At 52.4% G+C, this 18,393-nt stretch carries 16 protein-coding genes; 9 read left to right on the forward strand and 7 right to left on the reverse strand.

The features are described 5' to 3' along the window. Positions 1-122: 122 nt before the first annotated feature. Entirely contained in the window at positions 123-341 is a 219-nt protein-coding gene (gene pspG / locus U869_RS0101535; RefSeq protein WP_025119597.1) for an envelope stress response protein PspG, read from the forward strand. Positions 342-636: 295 nt separating this feature from the next. Here pspG and U869_RS0101540 read toward each other — a convergent pair whose 3' ends face one another. Then, a complete protein-coding gene (locus tag U869_RS0101540; protein ID WP_025119598.1) occupies positions 637-1,626 on the reverse strand; it encodes a quinone oxidoreductase in 990 nt (329 codons plus the stop codon). A 163-nt stretch (positions 1,627-1,789) separates the two neighbouring features. On the opposite strand from U869_RS0101540, the gene dnaB reads away from it, so the two are divergent. Together dnaB and alr are read left to right on the forward strand one after the other, a co-directional pair. Beyond that, the gene (gene dnaB, locus U869_RS0101545) at positions 1,790-3,202 is read left to right on the forward strand and encodes a replicative DNA helicase (protein ID WP_024483977.1); all 1,413 of its coding nucleotides are present in this window, start codon (positions 1,790-1,792) and stop codon (positions 3,200-3,202) included. Positions 3,203-3,219: 17 nt separating this feature from the next. Beyond that, positions 3,220-4,299, forward strand: coding sequence for an alanine racemase (gene alr, locus U869_RS0101550; protein ID WP_025119599.1), 1,080 nt, complete (start codon positions 3,220-3,222; stop codon positions 4,297-4,299). A gap of 174 nt (positions 4,300-4,473) precedes the next feature. Here alr and U869_RS0101555 read toward each other — a convergent pair whose 3' ends face one another. After that, entirely contained in the window at positions 4,474-5,241 is a 768-nt protein-coding gene (locus U869_RS0101555) for a transporter substrate-binding domain-containing protein (protein WP_025119600.1), read from the reverse strand. A gap of 224 nt (positions 5,242-5,465) precedes the next feature. Here U869_RS0101555 and U869_RS0101560 point away from each other — a divergent pair, with 224 nt between their 5' ends. The 3 genes from U869_RS0101560 to U869_RS0101570 all read left to right on the forward strand — a co-directional run bounded on the left by U869_RS0101560 (position 5,466) and on the right by U869_RS0101570 (position 7,798). After that, positions 5,466-5,933, forward strand: coding sequence for an Lrp/AsnC family transcriptional regulator (locus tag U869_RS0101560; protein ID WP_025119601.1), 468 nt, complete (start codon positions 5,466-5,468; stop codon positions 5,931-5,933). A gap of 74 nt (positions 5,934-6,007) precedes the next feature. After that, positions 6,008-7,201, forward strand: a complete 1,194-nt coding sequence (locus U869_RS0101565) for an amino acid aminotransferase (RefSeq protein WP_025119602.1) — start codon at positions 6,008-6,010, stop codon at positions 7,199-7,201. A gap of 243 nt (positions 7,202-7,444) precedes the next feature. Continuing rightward, positions 7,445-7,798 carry an MmcQ/YjbR family DNA-binding protein gene (locus U869_RS0101570; RefSeq protein WP_025119603.1) on the forward strand — a complete coding sequence of 118 codons (354 nt, stop codon included), beginning with the start codon at positions 7,445-7,447 and terminating at the stop codon, positions 7,796-7,798. A gap of 10 nt (positions 7,799-7,808) precedes the next feature. Here the strand turns inward: U869_RS0101570 and U869_RS0101575 are convergent, their stop codons facing one another. Both U869_RS0101575 and uvrA read right to left on the reverse strand, forming a co-directional pair. After that, complete coding sequence (locus U869_RS0101575; RefSeq protein WP_025119604.1) at positions 7,809-8,861, reverse strand: NAD(P)-dependent alcohol dehydrogenase; 1,053 nt, start codon at positions 8,859-8,861, stop codon at positions 7,809-7,811. 164 nt (positions 8,862-9,025) lie between these two features. Next, a complete protein-coding gene (gene uvrA, locus U869_RS0101580; protein WP_025119605.1) occupies positions 9,026-11,854 on the reverse strand; it encodes an excinuclease ABC subunit UvrA in 2,829 nt (942 codons plus the stop codon). A 287-nt stretch (positions 11,855-12,141) separates the two neighbouring features. Here uvrA and ssb1 point away from each other — a divergent pair, with 287 nt between their 5' ends. Then, positions 12,142-12,684: a single-stranded DNA-binding protein SSB1 gene (gene ssb1 / locus U869_RS0101585; protein ID WP_025119606.1), complete on the forward strand. Its 543-nt coding sequence runs from the start codon at positions 12,142-12,144 to the stop codon at positions 12,682-12,684. Between the two features lie 60 nt (positions 12,685-12,744). Here the strand turns inward: ssb1 and U869_RS0101590 are convergent, their stop codons facing one another. Both U869_RS0101590 and U869_RS0101595 read right to left on the reverse strand, forming a co-directional pair. Further along, complete coding sequence (locus tag U869_RS0101590) at positions 12,745-13,494, reverse strand: 3-oxoacyl-ACP reductase family protein (protein ID WP_025119607.1); 750 nt, start codon at positions 13,492-13,494, stop codon at positions 12,745-12,747. Positions 13,495-13,688: 194 nt separating this feature from the next. Next, positions 13,689-13,949, reverse strand: coding sequence for a YdgH/BhsA/McbA-like domain containing protein (locus U869_RS0101595; RefSeq protein ID WP_025119608.1), 261 nt, complete (start codon positions 13,947-13,949; stop codon positions 13,689-13,691). 351 nt (positions 13,950-14,300) lie between these two features. Between U869_RS0101595 and U869_RS0101605 the strand changes: the two genes are divergently transcribed. After that, complete coding sequence (locus tag U869_RS0101605; protein ID WP_025119609.1) at positions 14,301-15,212, forward strand: LysR family transcriptional regulator; 912 nt, start codon at positions 14,301-14,303, stop codon at positions 15,210-15,212. Positions 15,213-15,270: 58 nt separating this feature from the next. On the opposite strand, the gene U869_RS0101610 is transcribed toward U869_RS0101605, so the two are convergent. Then, the gene (locus U869_RS0101610; protein WP_025119610.1) at positions 15,271-16,617 is read right to left on the reverse strand and encodes an adenylosuccinate lyase family protein; all 1,347 of its coding nucleotides are present in this window, start codon (positions 16,615-16,617) and stop codon (positions 15,271-15,273) included. 205 nt (positions 16,618-16,822) lie between these two features. On the opposite strand from U869_RS0101610, the gene dcuC reads away from it, so the two are divergent. Continuing rightward, positions 16,823-18,295, forward strand: a complete 1,473-nt coding sequence (gene dcuC, locus U869_RS0101615; RefSeq protein WP_081795876.1) for a C4-dicarboxylate transporter DcuC — start codon at positions 16,823-16,825, stop codon at positions 18,293-18,295. Positions 18,296-18,393 lie beyond the last annotated feature (98 nt).

The raw sequence follows: 18,393 nt of genomic DNA on the forward strand, positions 1-18,393 counted from the left end.
ACTAATGGCATCACGGCTAGTGATGCCATTTTTACATCATTTCAATGAGTTATCTCTCCCTACAAATTGGCACGTTTCTTGTAATGAACAATGTAGACCTATTGTTTGCCAAGGAGCATCCCATGTTAGAACTGTTCTTTCTTATCGGCTTTGTCGCCATGCTGCTGGTAACCGGTGTTTCATTGCTGGGCGTGATGGCTGCGTTATTCGTGGCTGCAGCCTTTATGCTGCTGGGTGGGCTGTTTGCCATGGTGTTCAAACTGCTGCCGTGGCTGATCCTGGCGGTGGTTGGCGTCTGGATATACCGCTCGATGCAGAAACCGCAGATACGCCGCTACTAAGATTTTTTGCCGAGATATCAGTCAGTCACGCTGAAATTTATCATGCAGATTGCTTGCTAGTGTGGCGGGGATCACAGCTTGATGTTTTAAATGCGAATGCGGCACATTAAACATATTTTTTACTTATAGGGGCTGCTAGGATGGCTCCCGCAGCAGTGATGCTAACCATTTTCATCACCGCGAGAGCTGACAAGAGTGTTGCATAAAGCAACCCCCATCTCTGGCGGACTCTGCTCTACCCCTACAAATGCAGTAAACAAGAAAGGGCTCCTAACGGGGCCCTTTTCTTTGGTTGCTACAGACCTGGGATTAACAGACTGGAACCACTGGTCTTGCGGCTTTCCAGTATCTGGTGTGCCTTCTGGACATCTGCCAGCGCAAACTTTTGCTCATCCTTCACGTCAACTTTGATCGCACCGCTGCCAATCAGTGAAAACAGCTCATTGCTGGCAAACTGCAATTCCTGGCGGTTGGTGATGTAACCATTGAGCGAGGGGCGGGTAACGTACAGAGAGCCTTTCTGATTGAGCAACGACAGATCGACGCCGGTCACCGGGCCGGAGGCATTGCCAAAGCTCACCATCAGCCCACGACGTTTCAGGCTGTTCAGTGAGTCCTGCCAGGTGCTTTGCCCCACGGAGTCGTAGACTACATCGACCTTCTCACCGTTGGTTAGTTCGGCCACGCGCTGGGCGATGTTTTCTTTGTGATAATTGATGGTGGCCCAGGCCCCGGCACGCTGCGCCAGTTCGGCCTTCTCGTCGGAGCCTACGCTACCGATCAGCTTGGCCCCTAACGCTTTGGCCCACTGGCAGGCGATTAACCCAACGCCCCCGGCGGCGGCATGGAACAGGAACACTTCGCCAGGTTTGACCTCATAGGTCTGACGCAGCAGATAATGCACGGTCAGACCTTTGAGGAACGAGGCGGCACCCTGTTCGAAACTGAGGTTATCCGGCAGGATGGCAAGCTTTTCCACCGGGACGTTGTGGATCTCGCTGTAGGCACCGAGGGCGGACTGGGCATACACCACGCGATCGCCCGGTTTGACCGCGCTGACGCCGGCCCCAACTTTGATGACCACGCCAGCGGCTTCGGTACCCAACCCGCTTGGGAAGCTTGCCGGTGGGTACAGGCCGCTACGGATATAGGTATCGATATAGTTGATACCGATTGCCTTGTTCTCGACCTGAACTTCGCCCGCAGCGGGATCGACAGGCGTAAAATCAACATACTGCAGCACTTCCGGACCGCCGATGGCGGAGAATTGGATGCGTTTTGACATGTTGTTACCTCGTTTAAATGGCTGTTTTCACCCTACGCTTTTCACAGCCGACTATCCAGCCTGTCACGCAGCGATTAATATTTTTGCACAGGTTTGTCGCGGGAAATCACGTATACTCTCGCGTCAGGTATCCCCATTCGCAACTGAATAAAGAATAGGCTTCATGGCAGGCAAAAAACCAACCAACAAGACAAACACGTACGAACCCAGAGACCGCCAGATGGAAGGGCTGAAGATGCCGCCACATTCGCTGGAGGCGGAGCAGTCCGTGTTGGGCGGTTTGATGCTGGATAACGAACGCTGGGATAATGTGGCGGAACGCGTGGTCGCCAACGATTTCTTCAGCCGCCCACATCGCCTGATCTTTACCGAGATGCAGCGTCTGCTGGAGATGAGCCGGCCAATCGACCTGATCACCCTGTCCGAATCGTTGGAGCAGCGTGGCGATCTGGAGACGGTAGGCGGGTTTGCCTACCTGGCCGAATTATCGAAAAACACGCCTAGTGCGGCCAACATCGGTGCCTATGCCGATATCGTCCGTGAACGCGCGGTAGTCCGTGAAATGATCTCCGTTGCCAACGAAATCGCCGATGCGGGCTACGATCCGCAAGGGCGAAGCAGCGAAGATCTGCTCGATCTGGCCGAATCCCGTGTATTCCAAATTGCGGAAAATCGGGCCAGTAAAGATGAAGGCCCCAAAGGCATCGAACGTATTCTGGAAGATACCGTCGCACGTATCGAGCAGCTCTATCAGCAGCCGCATGATGGTGTTACCGGTGTAGACACCGGCTATCACGATCTCAATAAGAAAACCGCCGGTCTGCAAAAGTCTGACCTGATCATCGTTGCAGCCCGTCCTGCAATGGGTAAAACCACCTTCGCGATGAACCTGTGCGAACACGCCGCGATGACGCAGGACAAGCCCGTGCTGATCTTCAGCCTGGAGATGCCCTGCAACCAGATCATGATGCGTATGCTGGCCTCGCTGTCACGTGTGGATCAGACCCGTATCCGTACCGGCCAACTGGATGACGAAGATTGGGCGCGGATCTCAAGCACCATGGGGATCCTGTTGGAGAAGCGCAATATGTATATTGACGACTCCTCTGGCCTGACGCCAACCGAAGTGCGCTCCCGTGCGCGGCGTATTTTCCGTGAACATGACGGGATCAGCCTGATCATGATCGACTACCTGCAACTGATGCGCGTGCCGTCACTCTCCGACAACCGAACGTTGGAAATTGCCGAAATCTCCCGCTCGTTAAAAGCGTTGGCAAAAGAGTTGCAGGTGCCGGTGGTGGCGCTGTCGCAGTTGAACCGAAGCCTGGAGCAGCGCGCCGATAAGCGCCCGGTCAACTCCGACCTGCGTGAATCCGGCTCGATTGAACAGGATGCTGACCTGATCATGTTTATCTACCGTGATGAGGTTTATCACGAGAACAGCGACCTGAAAGGGATTGCCGAAATTATTCTAGGTAAGCAGCGTAACGGCCCGATCGGTACCGTACGCCTGACCTTTAACGGCCAGTGGTCGCGCTTCGATAACTACGCGGGGCCACAGTATGATGATGAATAATCAGCTAAGGAATTGAAATGAAAGCGGCAACTGCTGTAATCGATCGCCGTGCCCTGCGCCATAACCTGCAACAGGTGCGCCGCCTGGCACCGCAAAGCCGCCTGATTGCCGTGGTGAAAGCCAATGCCTATGGACATGGCCTGTTGGAAACGGCTCACACCTTGCAAGATGCCGATTGTTACGGCGTGGCACGTATCGGCGAAGCGCTGATGCTGCGTGCCGGTGGTATCGTTAAACCGATCCTGCTGCTGGAAGGTTTTTTCTGTGCCGAAGATCTGCCCGCGTTGGTGGCGAATAATATCGAAACCGCCGTGCACAGCATTGAACAGCTCGAGGCACTGGAGCAGATTGAGCTGGCGCGCCCGGTGTCGGTATGGATGAAGCTGGATAGCGGTATGCATCGTCTGGGCGTGCGTCCGGAGCAGGCGGAGGCGTTCTACCAGCGTTTGAGCGCCTGTCGCAACGTGGTGCAGCCGGTCAATATCATGAGCCACTTCAGCCGTGCCGACGAGCCATTGGTGGATGCGACCGAAAAGCAAATCAGCTGCTTTGAGCATTTCGCCAACGACAAGCCGGGCTTGAAGTCGATTGCGGCTTCCGGTGGGATTTTGCTATGGCCGCAGGCTCATCATGACTGGGTACGTCCGGGGATTATCCTGTATGGCGTATCCCCGTTGGAGACGCCTTATGCCGATCACTTTGGGTTACAACCCGCCATGACGCTGAAATCCAGCCTGATCGCGGTACGTGAACATCGAGCAGGGGAACCGGTAGGCTATGGTGGGCTTTGGGTGAGTGAGCGAGATACCCGTCTGGGCGTAGTAGCGATGGGCTATGGTGACGGCTATCCACGCAGTGCACCTTCTGGCACTCCGGTGTGGCTGAACGGGCGTGAAGTACCGATTGTTGGTCGTGTCTCCATGGATATGATTTCCGTCGATCTGGGGCCAGATGCTACGGACAAAGTGGGCGATGAAGTGGTGCTGTGGGGCAAAGCGCTGCCGGTTAAGCGGGTAGCGGCCTTTAGCGGTATCAGCGCCTATGAGTTGATCACCAAGCTGACCCAACGTGTAGCGATGGAATACATCGGCGAGTAATTCCCCCTCACCCCAACCCTCTCCCACAGGGAGAGGGAGCTAGCTCAGCGTCGTAGGCAGGTAAGGTGGCACGCGGTAGGGGCGCTGCATGCTGCGCCCGTGCCAAGGTCAGATTCCGGAGTTAATGGGTAGTACATACAGCCCCCTCTCCTGTGGGAGAGGGTGAGGGCAGGTTTACTTCTTCACCGCCAGCCACTGGCTAATAATCTTCTGGTACTCCCCGCTGGCCTTGCTCAAATGCAGCCACTGATCGACATACAGCTTCCAACTCATATCATCGCGCGGCAGCATATAAGCTTTCTCACCGTATTGCAGCGGCTTGTCCGGGTTCACGGCGCACAGCTTGGGATAGCGTTTCTGCTGGTACAGCGCTTCGGAGGCGTCGGTGATCATTACGTCGGCCTTGCGGTCTACCAACTGTTGGAAAATGCCCATATTGTCGTGGGACAGAGTCAGGTTGGCCTTAGGCAGATGAGCGCGGACAAAGGCTTCATTAGTGCCACCGGCTGGCTCGATCAGCCGCACCGCAGGTTTGTTGATCTGCTCAACGGTGCGGTATTTTTTCACGTCGGTACAACGTACCAGGGGGATCTTGCCGTCGGTATCAAGCCGCTCGGCAAAAAACACCTGCTTTTGGCGCTCCAACGTCACTGAAATCCCGCCCATGGCGATATCACACTTCCCGGCCACAAAGTCTGGCATCAGGGTTTTCCAGCTGGTTTTTACCCACTTAACCTTGGCCCCCAGACTGTTGGCCAGCGATTCAGCCATGGCGATATCAATGCCTTCGTAGCTACCGTCTTCTTTCAGGAAGGTGTAAGGCTTGTAATCACCGGTGGTGCAGACTGTCAGTGTTTTTTGCTGCAATACCTTGTCCAGATTAGATTGCGCGCTAGCGCTCCCGGCGGCGACCAGCAAAGCGAGAGGCAGTAGTTTTTTCATCAAATTTCCTTTTTATGTCGGCAAGTACTTTTGTGGTTTTATGCGCGGTTTTGCCGCTAGTTGTTGTTGGTTTGCATGATTTAGCCGTTTTTTATGCCATTTCTGAGCGGAGAAGCTGGCTTTGCTGCTGCGTCTCTTACAACCCGTCAGCCTGGATGGTTGCAAGGCTAAAAAAGCTGCTAGGCTGTAACGTCAACATTTATTAACACATTTTACAGGTGGCTATGTACAACATTGACGATTTTGATATGAAAATCCTGACGCTGTTACAGGCCAATGGTCGTCTGACCAATCAGGAACTGAGCGAACTGGTTGGGCTTTCGGCTTCGCAATGCTCGCGCCGTCGCATCAGCCTGGAACAGGCCCAATTGATCAAAGGGTATCATGCCCGGCTGGCACCTGAGGCGGTAGGTTTGGGATTGGTGGGTTTGATCGAGGTTAGCCTGCTGACCCATACCCAAGAGCAGATCGACAGCTTCCATCAGATGCTGGCAGAAGTGGATGCCATTGTTGATGCCTACAAAACTACTGGTGATGCTGACTACCTGTTGAAAGTGGCGGTAGCAGACCTGCCTGCGCTTAGTGACTTCATCAGTCAGACGCTGTCGCGTCATAAAAGCGTGGGACATATCAAAACGGCGGTGGTGCTTGAGCGGATCAAAGAAAACGGTTTGTTGCCGGTGACGCGATAAAGGTGAAACCCAACAGCGATTTGTGGCTATATTAGTGGCAGTGCCCGAACAACCCAAATCAGGAGAATCAACCCGTGTTCCAGAATGTTGAAGCCTATGCAGGTGACCCGATCCTGTCGCTGATGGAAAAATTCAAAAAAGATCCCCGTGCGCACAAGGTGAACCTGAGTATTGGCCTTTACTACAACGAGCAAGGCATCATCCCACAGATGAAGGCCGTTGCTGCCGCTGAAGCCCAGCTTAACAGCGTTGAGCAGGGGGCTTCGGTCTACCTGCCGATGGAAGGTCTACAATCTTACCGTAGCGCGATCCAGCAACTGTTGTTTGGTGCTGAACACCCTATGCTGCAACAGGGGCGCATCGCCACCATTCAAACCGTCGGCGGCTCCGGCGCGTTGAAAGTGGGTGCCGACTTTCTGAAAAGCTATTTCCCGGATTCGCAGGTTTGGGTCAGCGATCCTACCTGGGAAAACCACGTGGCTATCTTCGGTGGCGCGGGCTTCAAAGTGAATACTTACCCCTATTTCGACGGTGAAAAGCTGGGGGTGAAATTTGATGCCATGCTGAGCACGCTGCAACAGTTGCCGGCCAAGAGCATTGCGCTGCTGCATCCGTGCTGCCACAACCCGACCGGTTCCGATCTCACCAATGCCCAGTGGGCTCAGGTGGTTGAAGTGATTGCCGAGCGTGAACTGATCCCGTTCCTCGATATCGCCTATCAAGGCTTTGGCGGCGGAATGGAGCAGGATGCCTACGCCATTCGAGCCATTGCGGCTGCCGGTTTGCCGTGCCTGGTGAGCAACTCATTCTCGAAAATCTTCTCGTTGTACGGCGAGCGCGTGGGTGGGCTTTCTGTGGTGTGTGAAAGCAGCGAAGCCGCCGAGCGTGTATTGGGACAGTTGAAAGCCACCGTGCGCCGTAACTACTCCAGTCCACCGAATTTTGGTGCGCAGGTGGTGGCAAAAGTGCTGAACGATGCGCAGTTGAAAGCGCAATGGTTGGCCGAAGTGGAATCTATGCGCACCCGTATTCTGGAAATGCGTCAAGCGCTGGTCGAAACGCTCAAGGGCGCATTGCCGCAGCGTAACTTCGATTACCTACTGGAGCAGCGCGGCATGTTCAGCTACACCGGTTTCAGCGCGGCTCAGGTTGACCGGCTGCGTGAAGAGTTCGGTGTCTATCTGATCCACAGTGGCCGTATGTGTGTGGCTGGGTTGAACCACAATAACGTCCATCAAGTCGCCGAGGCGTTCGCCGCAGTGCAGTAATAACCTGAATGCAGTGATCAAGGGGCGATAGCAATATCGCCCCTTATTGTTTCTGCGTACTGGCGGTTGCTGCCAAGGGGATAAAGAATATACTGACTGAGGGCGCTCAGACTTTTCGTATGCGCCATCAGGCCTTGCTTGCAGATAGTGGGCGCGGTTCTCGAACTAACCGGCAAGGCATCTGGCTGACGACAGCGTATTCACAGTGGTTCGCGCCGCATTGTGCCTTATCGGGAAAAACCAATGAATAACTCAGCACTGCTGGAATACTGCATGGCGAAACCTGGCGCACACCAAAGCGATCAAAACCAATGGCAAGCCAGCCAGATCAAGGTGGGGGATGTCATGTTCGCTATGGTGTGTGAAGTGCAAGGCCGCCCGGCGTTGGCGATCAAGAGCAGCCCGGAACTGGCGGAAAGCCTGCGTGAGCAGCACCCGGAGATCGTCCCGTGCGAACATCTGAACAAGGCCCACTGGAATGCGGTCTTCCTTGACGGCAACCTGCCCAACTCACAGTTTTATCACCTGATCGACAGCTCATACCAACTGGTGCTGGCTGGGCTGCCCGAACAGGTGCGTCAGACGCTGCGGGCCTGATAAACAGTGCTTATGCCCTGAGCGAATTAATATCTAACACGAAGCGGTATTTCACATCGCTTTTCAGCATCCGCTCGTAGGCTTCGTTGATCTGCTGTATCGGGATTAGCTCGATATCCGAAGTGATGCCATGCTGCCCGCAGAAATCCAGCATTTCCTGGGTTTCTGCAATACCTCCAATCAGTGAACCGGCAATGCGGCGGCGTTTCATGATCAGGTTAAACACCTGAGGTGATGGGTGATCGTGCTCTGGTGCTCCTACCAGCGTCAGTGTACCGTCGCGGCGTAGCAGGTTAAGGAAGGGGTTCAGATCGTGCTGGGCCGCTACCGTGTTAAGAATAAAATCGAAACTGTTGGTATGTTGCTCCATCTCTTCCTGATTGCGTGAGATCACCACTTCATGGGCACCGAGGCGTTTGGCATCGGCAATTTTTGATGGTGAAGTGGTAAACAGCACTACATGCGCTCCCATGGCTCGCGCCAGCTTGACGCCCATATGCCCGAGCCCGCCAAGGCCAACGATACCGACCTTTTTGCCCGGCCCGACATTCCACTGGCGCAGTGGCGAATAGGTGGTGATACCGGCACACAGCAGCGGTGCTACACCTGCTGGGTCCAGGTTGGCTGGAACACGCAAGACAAAGTCCTGATCGACCACCAGAGCGGTTGAGTAGCCACCATAGGTGATAGCGCCGGTTTGCCGATCCTGACCGTTATAGGTGCCGGTAAAGCCTTCTTCACAGTATTGCTCCAATCCTTCTTCACAGCTTGGGCAACTGCGGCAGGAATCTACCATACAGCCCACGCCAACCAGATCGCCGATCTGATGGCGTGAGACATGGTTGCCGATGGCGGTTACGCGGCCAACAATCTCATGGCCAGGCACCACTGGGTAAATGCTGTTGCTCCATTCGTTGCGTGCCTGGTGCACATCAGAGTGGCAGACGCCACAGAACAACACCTCGATTTGTACATCGTGTTCGCGCAGGGCGCGCGGCGTGTAATCAAAAGGAACAAGTGCGGACTTGGTGTTATGCGCGGCATAGGCATGGGTAATGTTCATGGCAACTCCAATCATTGATGAATGGGTGAGTCATAGAGTATTGATGATAAAAGCAGCAGCGGTGGAGGGAAATGCCTGAAAATGCGTAAAGCTTGCCTGTTTCTCTTTAATTACCAGCAGGGAGGAAAGAGCGGGCCGTAGAACCGGCCCGCTGAGTTGGGGAATTATCTTGCCAGCATTGGCTTCAGGAACCGCGCGGTATGGGACTCTTTGCAGTTCGCCACGGTCTCTGGCGTGCCAGACACCAGGATCTCACCGCCGCCGCTGCCGCCTTCCGGCCCCAGATCGACGATCCAGTCCGCCGTCTTGATGACATCCAGGTTGTGTTCAATCACCACGATGGTGTTGCCCTGATCGCGTAACTGATGCAGCACAGCCAGCAACTGTTGGATATCGGCGAAGTGCAGGCCGGTGGTTGGCTCATCAAGGATATACAGCGTTTGGCCGGTACCGCGTTTCGACAGCTCACGCGCCAGTTTCACACGTTGTGCTTCACCGCCGGAAAGGGTGGTTGCAGACTGCCCCAGACGGATATAGGAAAGCCCTACTTCCATCAGCGTTTGCAGTTTGCGCGCCAAGGCGGGTACGGCATCGAAGAAATCACGGGCTTCTTCAATCGTCATTTCCAGCACTTCGTGAATGCTTTTGCCCTTGTACTTCACTTCCAGCGTTTCGCGGTTATAGCGTTTGCCTCTGCACTGATCGCAAGGTACGTAGATATCCGGCAGGAAGTGCATCTCTACCTTGATCACGCCGTCGCCTTGGCAGGCCTCGCAGCGGCCGCCCTTCACGTTAAAGCTGAAGCGGCCCGGCGTATAGCCGCGGGTACGGGATTCAGGCACACCGGCAAACAGTTCACGCACCGGGGTGAAAATCCCGGTATAGGTGGCCGGGTTTGAACGTGGTGTACGGCCAATCGGGCTTTGATCGATATCGATCACCTTGTCAAAATGCTCCATGCCGGTCACTTCGCGGTAAGGGGCCGGTTCGGCAATGGTCGCACCGTTAAGCTGGCGTTGGGCAATCGGGAACAGCGTATCGTTGATCAGCGTTGACTTGCCGGAGCCGGAAACCCCGGTCACGCAGGTAAACAGCCCAACGGGCAGCGTAAGCGTCACGTCTTTCAGGTTGTTGCCACGCGCGCCGCTGAGTTTCAGTACCTTGGTCGGATCCGCTGGCACGCGTTCGGCCGGAAGAGAGATAGAACGCTTGCCGCTAAGGAACTGGCCGGTCAGAGAATCAGGCTGTGCCATGATGTCTTCAACGGTTCCTTCCGCTACTACCTGGCCGCCGTGGACACCAGCGCCTGGGCCGATATCGATCACATGGTCAGCCGCGCGGATCGCGTCTTCATCGTGTTCTACCACAATCACCGTGTTACCCAGGTTACGCAGATGGATCAGTGTTTCCAGTAGGCGTTCGTTATCGCGCTGGTGCAGACCAATGGAAGGCTCATCCAGCACGTACATCACGCCGACCAGCCCGGCACCGATCTGGCTGGCCAGGCGGATACGCTGGGCTTCACCACCGGACAGCGTTTCCGCAGAGCGAGATAGTGAGAGATAGTTCAGCCCGACGTTAACCAGGAATTTCAGCCGATCGCCGATCTCTTTCAACACCTTCTCGGCGATCTGGGCGCGTTGACCGCTCAGCTTCATATTCTGGAAGAAGGTCATGGCATGACCGATGCTCAGCTCGGAGATTTCCGGCAGCGTCGTATCTTCCACGAATACGTTACGGGCTTCTTCACGCAGGCGGGTTCCTTTGCATGATGCGCAAGGGCGGTTGCTGATAAATTTGGCCAGCTCTTCGCGTACCGCGCTGGATTCGGTTTCTTTGTAGCGGCGCTCCATATTATGCAGCACGCCTTCAAACGGATGGCGGCGCACGGTGGTGTCACCGCGATCGTTAATGTATTTGAATTCGATCGACTCTTTGCCCGAACCGCTCAGCACTGCCTTCTGCACGTTGGCGTCCAGGCTGCTGAATGGCGCTTCCACATCAAAACCATAATGTTCCGCCAGCGAGCGCAGCATCTGGAAATAATAGAAGTTGCGGCGATCCCAACCACGGATAGCGCCACCGGCCAGGGAAAGCTCCGGATTTTGCACCACACGCTCAGGGTCGAAGAACTGCTGCACACCCAAGCCATCACAAGTTGGGCAGGCACCGGCCGGGTTGTTGAACGAGAACAGCCGAGGTTCCAGTTCGCGCATGCTGTAGCCACAGATCGGGCAGGCAAAGTTGGCGGAGAACAGCAGCTCATCGGCTTTTTCGTCATCCATATCGGCGACGACGGCGGTACCACCGGACAGCTCAAGCGCGGTTTCAAATGACTCGGCCAGGCGCTGGGCCAGATCGTCACGCACTTTGAAACGATCGACCACCACTTCAATGGTGTGTTTCTTTTGCAGTTCCAGCTTCGGCGGATCGGAAAGGTCACACACTTCGCCGTCGATACGCGCGCGGATATAGCCCTGGGTTGCCAGGTTTTCCAACGTCTTGGTGTGTTCACCTTTACGATCTTTCACCACCGGAGCCAGCAGCATCAGGCGCTTACCTTCCGGCTGGTTGAGCACGTTATCGACCATCTGGCTGACGGTTTGCGCCGCCAGAGGCACGTGGTGATCCGGGCAACGCGGTTCGCCAACGCGGGCAAATAGCAGACGCAGGTAATCGTGGATCTCGGTGATGGTCCCGACCGTAGAACGCGGGTTATGCGAGGTTGATTTCTGCTCGATGGAGATAGCCGGTGACAGACCTTCGATATGGTCGACGTCCGGTTTTTCCATCAGCGAAAGAAACTGGCGAGCGTAGGCAGAGAGCGACTCGACATAGCGCCGCTGTCCTTCGGCATACAGTGTATCAAAAGCCAGTGAGGACTTGCCTGAACCCGACAGACCGGTGACGACGATCAGCTTGTCGCGCGGGATAATCAGGTTGATGTTTTTCAGATTGTGGGTTCGAGCACCACGAACTTCGATATTGTCCATTTACACTTCCCGTCTTGATGATACACCGCGCCTGTCTGCGTTCTTTTGTGGGCGATTATGTGATCTATTGCGCAAAAAAACGGCTCGGCCAGTACGAAACGCATAATTATGGCACAAAAAAACCTGAATGAATATCCAGTATACGAATGCAACAAGGTCGATTGCCGAGACATTTTTGGAAGGCACTTCGCAGGTATAATCTAAGCAGGTGGCATGCTACAATTTGTGGTTTAGACTATCCAAAATGTGGTCTGAATCCACTTTAATGACTCATCGGGAGATCGAACATGGCCAGCAGAGGCGTAAACAAAGTAATTTTGGTCGGGAACCTGGGCCAAGACCCAGAGGTCCGTTACATGCCTAATGGCGGCGCAGTTGCCAACATTACCCTGGCGACCTCCGAAAGCTGGCGTGACAAGGCTACTGGCGAGCAGAAAGAAAAAACGGAATGGCACCGTGTGGTGTTGTTCGGCAAGCTGGCAGAAGTGGCGGGTGAATACCTGCGTAAAGGCTCCCAGGTTTACATCGAGGGTGCATTGCAGACCCGTAAATGGACCGATCAGGCTGGCGTAGAAAAATACACCACCGAAATCGTGGTCAACGTGGGTGGCACCATGCAGATGTTGGGTGGCCGCCAGGGCGGCGGTGCTCCAGCAGGCGGCGGCGCTCCAGCGGGTGGTCAGCAGGGCGGTTGGGGTCAACCTCAGCAGCCACAGGGCGGCAACCAGTTCAGCGGTGGCCAGCAGCAGCAGGCTCGCCCAGCGCAAAACAGCGCGCCAGCAACCAGCAATGAACCGCCAATGGACTTTGACGACGATATTCCGTTCTGATTACCGTCTGGTTCACCATGATAAAAAGCCCCGGAAGGGGCTTTTTTGCTTTAAAAGAGATTACGCCGAGAAGCCGCCGTCAATCGTCAGGCTGGCACCGGTGATATATCCCGCCTCTGGCCCGGCCAGATAAGCCACAAAGCTGGCAATCTCTTCATCCTTGCCATAGCGGCCAATGGGCATCATGGTTTTCATCAGTTCCGCAAAGTCACCCTCCGCCGGGTTCATATCGGTATCCACCGGGCCGGGCTGGACGTTATTGACGGTAATGCCACGTGAACCCAGATCGCGAGCCATGCCTTTGGTTAAGCCGACCAGTGCCGACTTGCTCATGGCGTATATTGCTCCACCGGCAAACGGCATGCGTTCGGCGTTGGTACTGCCGATATTGATGATGCGCCCGTTGTCGTTCATATGGCGCGCGGCTTCCTGGCTGGCAACGAACACGCTGCGAACGTTAACGGCCAGCGTACGATCCAGATCCGCCAATGACAGCTCCTCCAACTGACCCATTGCCAGCACGCCCGCATTATTGACCAGAATATCCAGCTTGCCGAAGCTGTTCACCACTTGGCGTATCGCCTGTTGCACAGCCTCGGCGTCGGCGCTGTCTGCCTGAATGGCAATGGCTTGGCCGCCAGCAGACGTAATGGCCTCAACCACCTCATTTGCCTTATCGGGAGAGGAAACGTAGGTAAAAGCGACGGTGGCACCTTCGCGTGCCAGACGTTTCACGATGGCTGCACCGATACCGCGTGAACCACCTTGGACAAAAGCCACTCGACCTGACAGAAGCTGAGTTATCGACATGATATATCTCCAAAAGTCGTGAAGGTTATGAGTAGAAAAAGCAGTGTCGGGAAAGAACGGGCTAGGGATTGCCAGAGCATGGCTCTGTCTGGAAAGTGCCGGTTGACTGGTCAATTATAGAGCAGTTTGGTTGTTCAGATTTTTACTCGCGGTTAAAACGCGAAAAGCCCCTTGCGGGGCTCATAATCTGACGATTAGTTGAAGATTTCTGCTGTGCCGAACAGTTTGTTCTGGCCACCGGCGGAAACGATGCGGTAAGAGTTGGCACCGGATGCGGCGGCTTTGCTAGCCAGTTCAGCTTCCAGGGCGCTCAGGTTGCTGGCACCGCTTACTGAAACTACACCGATTTTTTGTGAGTCGGCAGCGGGTTGGCTAGCGAGCTGGTCAGCAGCAATGCTGGCGAAAGAAGCGGAAGTTAACAGTACAGCGGTAGCAAAAATTTTGATGCTTTTCATGATTCGTTCCTCAGAGGTTTTGTTAGGTGAGAGGCTGTTGTCTCTCGATGTGTTGAATGATAGGCCACCGCTGTGGATTAAAAAATCGGAGAGTTTTGAGTATCTTTATCAAATAAACTGAATTAGGACGATGGTTAGCGATCGTTGAAATCACGACTTCCTGCGAGCTGGTTGTTTAAGGCGTGTTTTATGAGGAATATCGGCTATGCAAAGCTGTGAGGGCAGCGCATCGCCCTTGGGCGAACAGCTGCTGGGGCTTGTTTCTTCTTCAATTATGCTCATTTTCCTTGTTACAATGACCAACCAGTTAGGTCAGTTCACTAACGTTAAGCCAGGTATCGGGAAGCAGGCATGAAGAATAATCTATCGATAAGATCGGCCTCTTTGAGAGATTTTGAGATTATCAAGGCTATTATTGAGAAAGGTTCTGCGACCCAGGCTGCCGAGTCTCTTGGCATAAGCCAACCCGCAGTCAGCAAGGCCGTTGCCAGTATCGAAGAAAAGTTGGGCAAGACTCTATTTACCCGTGAGAAAGGTCGTCTGAACCCGACAAAGGATGCTTTGTTTTTTTATGAGGAGATCGTTAATATTTTTAGCGCCCTCGAGAGAATAGATGATAATAATTGGGCCAGCCAATCCAGCAAGACATTAAAAGTGATCACCACCCCAACTATTGCCTATTCCTATCTCGCTCCCTTGACAGCTCGCTATGCTAAAGAAAGAAGTAATGTCAAGGTTTCATTTAGTGTAGTTAACTCTGTCGATATGATGAACTTTCTCAGAGAAGGACGGGCCGATATTGCGCTGGCTAATGCGGATATCAATAACAATCTGGCAGAATTAACCGTAGAACCCATTTTTAAATCCAAGATTGTTTGCATGATGCACAAAAATCATGAGTTGGCAAAAAAGGAAAAATTGGTTCTTTCCGATTTTAATTTCAGAAATATTATCATGTACACCACAAGAAATATTTTGTTTTCCAAGATTATGAAAGCCTTCAATAGTTCTGGTGTGCAAGTCAATGTTATCGCAGAAGTGTCGGATTCGCTGGTGGCCCTGAGTTTTGTTAAGGAAAATATTGGCTTGTGTTTGGCGCCAGATTTTCCGGTCATTCATCAGGCCAATGATGACGTGATTGTCAAAGACATTGATGTGGAGATTTACGATGAAATGGCATTTTTCTACCCATCCAATAGCCTGAATCCTTACTGCAGTGATTATGTCGAGTATGTGACACATAGTTTGGCGTCTACAAAATGAATAAAGAGCTCATTGAGTTACGAATGAGCTCTTCAGATATACCAATGCCTTATACGGCTTATATTTTTACATTCTGCAAGACAAAGTCAACGCAGCTCTCAGCTTCCCCGATATAACTTGCCTCATCAAGTAATTTGTCGATATCGATAGTAGCAACAATTCCCTCCTTGGTGAGTTGAGAACGTATACATGCGGAAAATGCTGCGCCGGTTAACACTGACTCCATGGCGGCTTCGTACAATATATGATGGGCTTCGGCACGGCCAGTGTCTTTAGCCAGAGCCATCATAATCGATTCAGAGAGGATCAGGCCCTTGGTCAGCTTGATATTTTCCAGCATTTTTTCTGGATAAACCTGCAATCCGTCGATAAGTTTAAACAGATTTTCACTGATCGAGACTGACAGAATAGCCACTTCGGGCAGGGTAACATCCATCACATTACTTTCCGCAGCATCACCTTCGTTCATTTTGATCATCGCCATGTACGATAAGGGCACACGCATGCGTAGCAGTTGTGAAAGACCAACCAGATTTTGGGCATTTTGCGGATTGCGCTTCTGGGCCATCGTGGAGCTGCCTACCTTTCCATGATGGAAACTTTCTTCCAGCTCGGCCAGTTCCGTTCTTTGCAGGAAAATGATTTCCTGCGCGACTTTTTCAGTAAAACTCGCCAATTGCCCAAGAATGGCGACGTAATGTGTCTGCGAGTCGCTGGAGGTTCTTACCGGGATCGTATTGGAGGTCAGATTGAGTAAGGCGGCCATGCCTTCCTGGATCTCCCTACCTTGGCCTTCCATGGCAGAGAAAGTGCCTACGGCACCTCCCAGACTGACAGTAAAGGCCTCTGACGTGGCATTGACGAGTCTCTTTTTGATGCGCTGAAGTTCGGCAAACCACGACGCGACCTTAAAGCCAAAAGTAATGGGTAGGGCATGCTGCCCATGAGTTCTTCCCGCTTGAGTGTAGCTCTTTGATTTCAAAGCCAGCGCGGCAAAAGAGTGCAATGTTTTTTCCAGGTATTCGGCGATCAGATTATGGCTGGCACGTAGCTGTAACGATGCCGCTGTATCAAAGATGTTTTGAGTCGTGGCTCCCCAGTGAATATAGCCTGCAGCTTGTTTGCCACAGACACGTTCAAACTCTCGCAAGACAGGCACGAATGGGTGACAGGTTTCGCGGATCCCTTGTTTAATGGCGTCAATGTCCAGCAACTCTGCGTTAGCGGATTGGGTGATTTTTTGCGCACACTCGGCAGGAATGATCCCCAATGTTGCCTGTGCTTGAGCAAGAGCCGCTTCGACATCCAGCCACGCTTGAATAGTTTTAACATCAGACCAGAGTTCAACAGCTTGTGGATTGAACCAGTGACCCGTGATACATGATTCGAACATACCCGTGTTCATGATAGACCTATCATTACATTTTGGTTATGTAAACATTCCTTTTTTAAATTATTGGTATGAAAAACCAGCGCAGTCAACCGGGATTTACCGTTTTATGGCGATTTGTTGCTTTTGAGATCGTTATCACATGTTTTATTGGTTATGTGATCATATCATAAAGGTAATGGTATTTGTCGGGTGCTTCTTCATGCAAAGGTGAGTCATCATGCAAAGGGTAATGTTGAATAAAGCTAAAATGATGTTATTTATTATCATGGGGTTAGTGGCACTGGGCGCGTTGCAGTTCCTGTTTGGTGACAAAACCTTTATTCTTGCTATCACCTTTTTGGTGATTGTGTTGGTTTGCGCTGGTATCGCCAAGAAATATTATGCTCAAGCCGTTATTTTAACCGGGGGTATTACGCTTTTAATCGCCACGGTGATTTACTTTCCTGATGTCAGTATTACCAAGGCAGCCTCCGGTTCCAGGTTCATTGATATTTTCGTTGAAATCAAAGTGCTTTTTTCCGATAGCATTTCCAAACTTGGCTTGATTATTATGGTTATCGCCGGGTTTTCAAGATATATGAACGATATCGGCGCCTCTGCAAAACTGGTCGGTGTTTGTATTAAACCCCTGCGGAGAATCAATGCCAAGTACGTGCTTTTAGGCAGTTGTTATATCCTGATGCAGATCTTGGCCTTGTTTATTTCAAGCCCTTCAGGGCTGGCTCTGTTGATGCTCACGACGCTATACCCGGTTTTACGTTCTATTGGATGTTCAAAAGCGGCGGTAGCCTCAGTGATTGCCTCCGGGATATGTATTGACTACGGGCCATCCGCCACCGGGAGTGTACTGATTTCCGAGCTGACCGGCTATGACCTATTTTCATTTTTTGTCGAAAAACAGGTTCCTATTGTTGCCATCCTCTTCGTGGTTATCGGGATATCTCATATGGTAATGCAAGCATACTGGGATAGAAAAGAATCTGAAAATGAAGATGATAGTGAAAATCAGGCGAGGGATGCCGACCTTTTCAAACAGGTTCCGACGTACTATGCCCTGCTACCCGTGGTGCCAATGATCGTTCTCTTCGTTTTTTCCAGTCTGGTAGAGGAGTATCTGCCTTCTTATTTGCAAATTAAAATCGATGTGGTTTCGGCGATTATTTTTTCGTTCTTTATTGCTTTCCTTATTGATTCAATCAGAACCTTTGACCTCAAAAAATCAACGGATAAGGTGCTTGGGCTCTTCGATCAGATGGGGCAGTCTTTCATTACAGTGGTTTCTATTCTACTTTGTGCTCAGGTTTTAGTGGCGGGCATTATAAAGATTGGCTTTATTGATACGTTGTTCGGATTTATTCCCAATGAGGGTCACTATGCCACTGTCATTGTCGTGCTGTTTAGTTTACTGATTTTCAGCGGTTCAGTGATCATGGGGACCGGCACGGTGTTTAATGCCTTTGCGCCTCTTAGCGCGGAAGTGGCGAAAGGGGCGGGTATTTCGGTGTTTAAAATGTTGGTGCCATTGCACTTTTCAGCCAGTCTAGGACGAAGTTTTTCACCCATTTCAGGCGTGATCATCGCCGTATCTGGTTTCGTCGGCGTGACACCGTTCCAGATAATCAAAAGAAACTGTGTGCAATTAGCTATTGCCTATGTCCTGATGATGGTGCTTTCGCTGTCCTATTTATGAGGGAATATGAGGATCCACATATCAGCTGATTAAACTGAATCACCGGCATGATTGGCGATCGTTGAAATCACAACTACCTTTTAACCAGGGCTTTTAGG

Origin of the sequence: Serratia sp. H1w (assembly GCF_000633355.1) — a bacterium.
Taxonomy (GTDB): Bacteria; Pseudomonadota; Gammaproteobacteria; order Enterobacterales; family Enterobacteriaceae; genus Chania.

Coding starts and splice junctions, on each gene's coding strand:
- pspG (WP_025119597.1), top strand. CDS start 123: ATGTTAGAACTGTTCTTTCTTATCGGCTTTGTCGCCATGCTGCTGGTA.
- U869_RS0101540 (WP_025119598.1), bottom strand. CDS start 1,626: ATGTCAAAACGCATCCAATTCTCCGCCATCGGCGGTCCGGAAGTGCTG.
- dnaB (WP_024483977.1), top strand. CDS start 1,790: ATGGCAGGCAAAAAACCAACCAACAAGACAAACACGTACGAACCCAGA.
- alr (WP_025119599.1), top strand. CDS start 3,220: ATGAAAGCGGCAACTGCTGTAATCGATCGCCGTGCCCTGCGCCATAAC.
- U869_RS0101555 (WP_025119600.1), bottom strand. CDS start 5,241: ATGAAAAAACTACTGCCTCTCGCTTTGCTGGTCGCCGCCGGGAGCGCT.
- U869_RS0101560 (WP_025119601.1), top strand. CDS start 5,466: ATGTACAACATTGACGATTTTGATATGAAAATCCTGACGCTGTTACAG.
- U869_RS0101570 (WP_025119603.1), top strand. CDS start 7,445: ATGAATAACTCAGCACTGCTGGAATACTGCATGGCGAAACCTGGCGCA.
- U869_RS0101575 (WP_025119604.1), bottom strand. CDS start 8,861: ATGAACATTACCCATGCCTATGCCGCGCATAACACCAAGTCCGCACTT.
- uvrA (WP_025119605.1), bottom strand. CDS start 11,854: ATGGACAATATCGAAGTTCGTGGTGCTCGAACCCACAATCTGAAAAAC.
- ssb1 (WP_025119606.1), top strand. CDS start 12,142: ATGGCCAGCAGAGGCGTAAACAAAGTAATTTTGGTCGGGAACCTGGGC.
- U869_RS0101590 (WP_025119607.1), bottom strand. CDS start 13,494: ATGTCGATAACTCAGCTTCTGTCAGGTCGAGTGGCTTTTGTCCAAGGT.
- U869_RS0101595 (WP_025119608.1), bottom strand. CDS start 13,949: ATGAAAAGCATCAAAATTTTTGCTACCGCTGTACTGTTAACTTCCGCT.
- U869_RS0101605 (WP_025119609.1), top strand. CDS start 14,301: ATGAAGAATAATCTATCGATAAGATCGGCCTCTTTGAGAGATTTTGAG.
- U869_RS0101610 (WP_025119610.1), bottom strand. CDS start 16,617: ATGAACACGGGTATGTTCGAATCATGTATCACGGGTCACTGGTTCAAT.
- dcuC (WP_081795876.1), top strand. CDS start 16,823: ATGCAAAGGGTAATGTTGAATAAAGCTAAAATGATGTTATTTATTATC.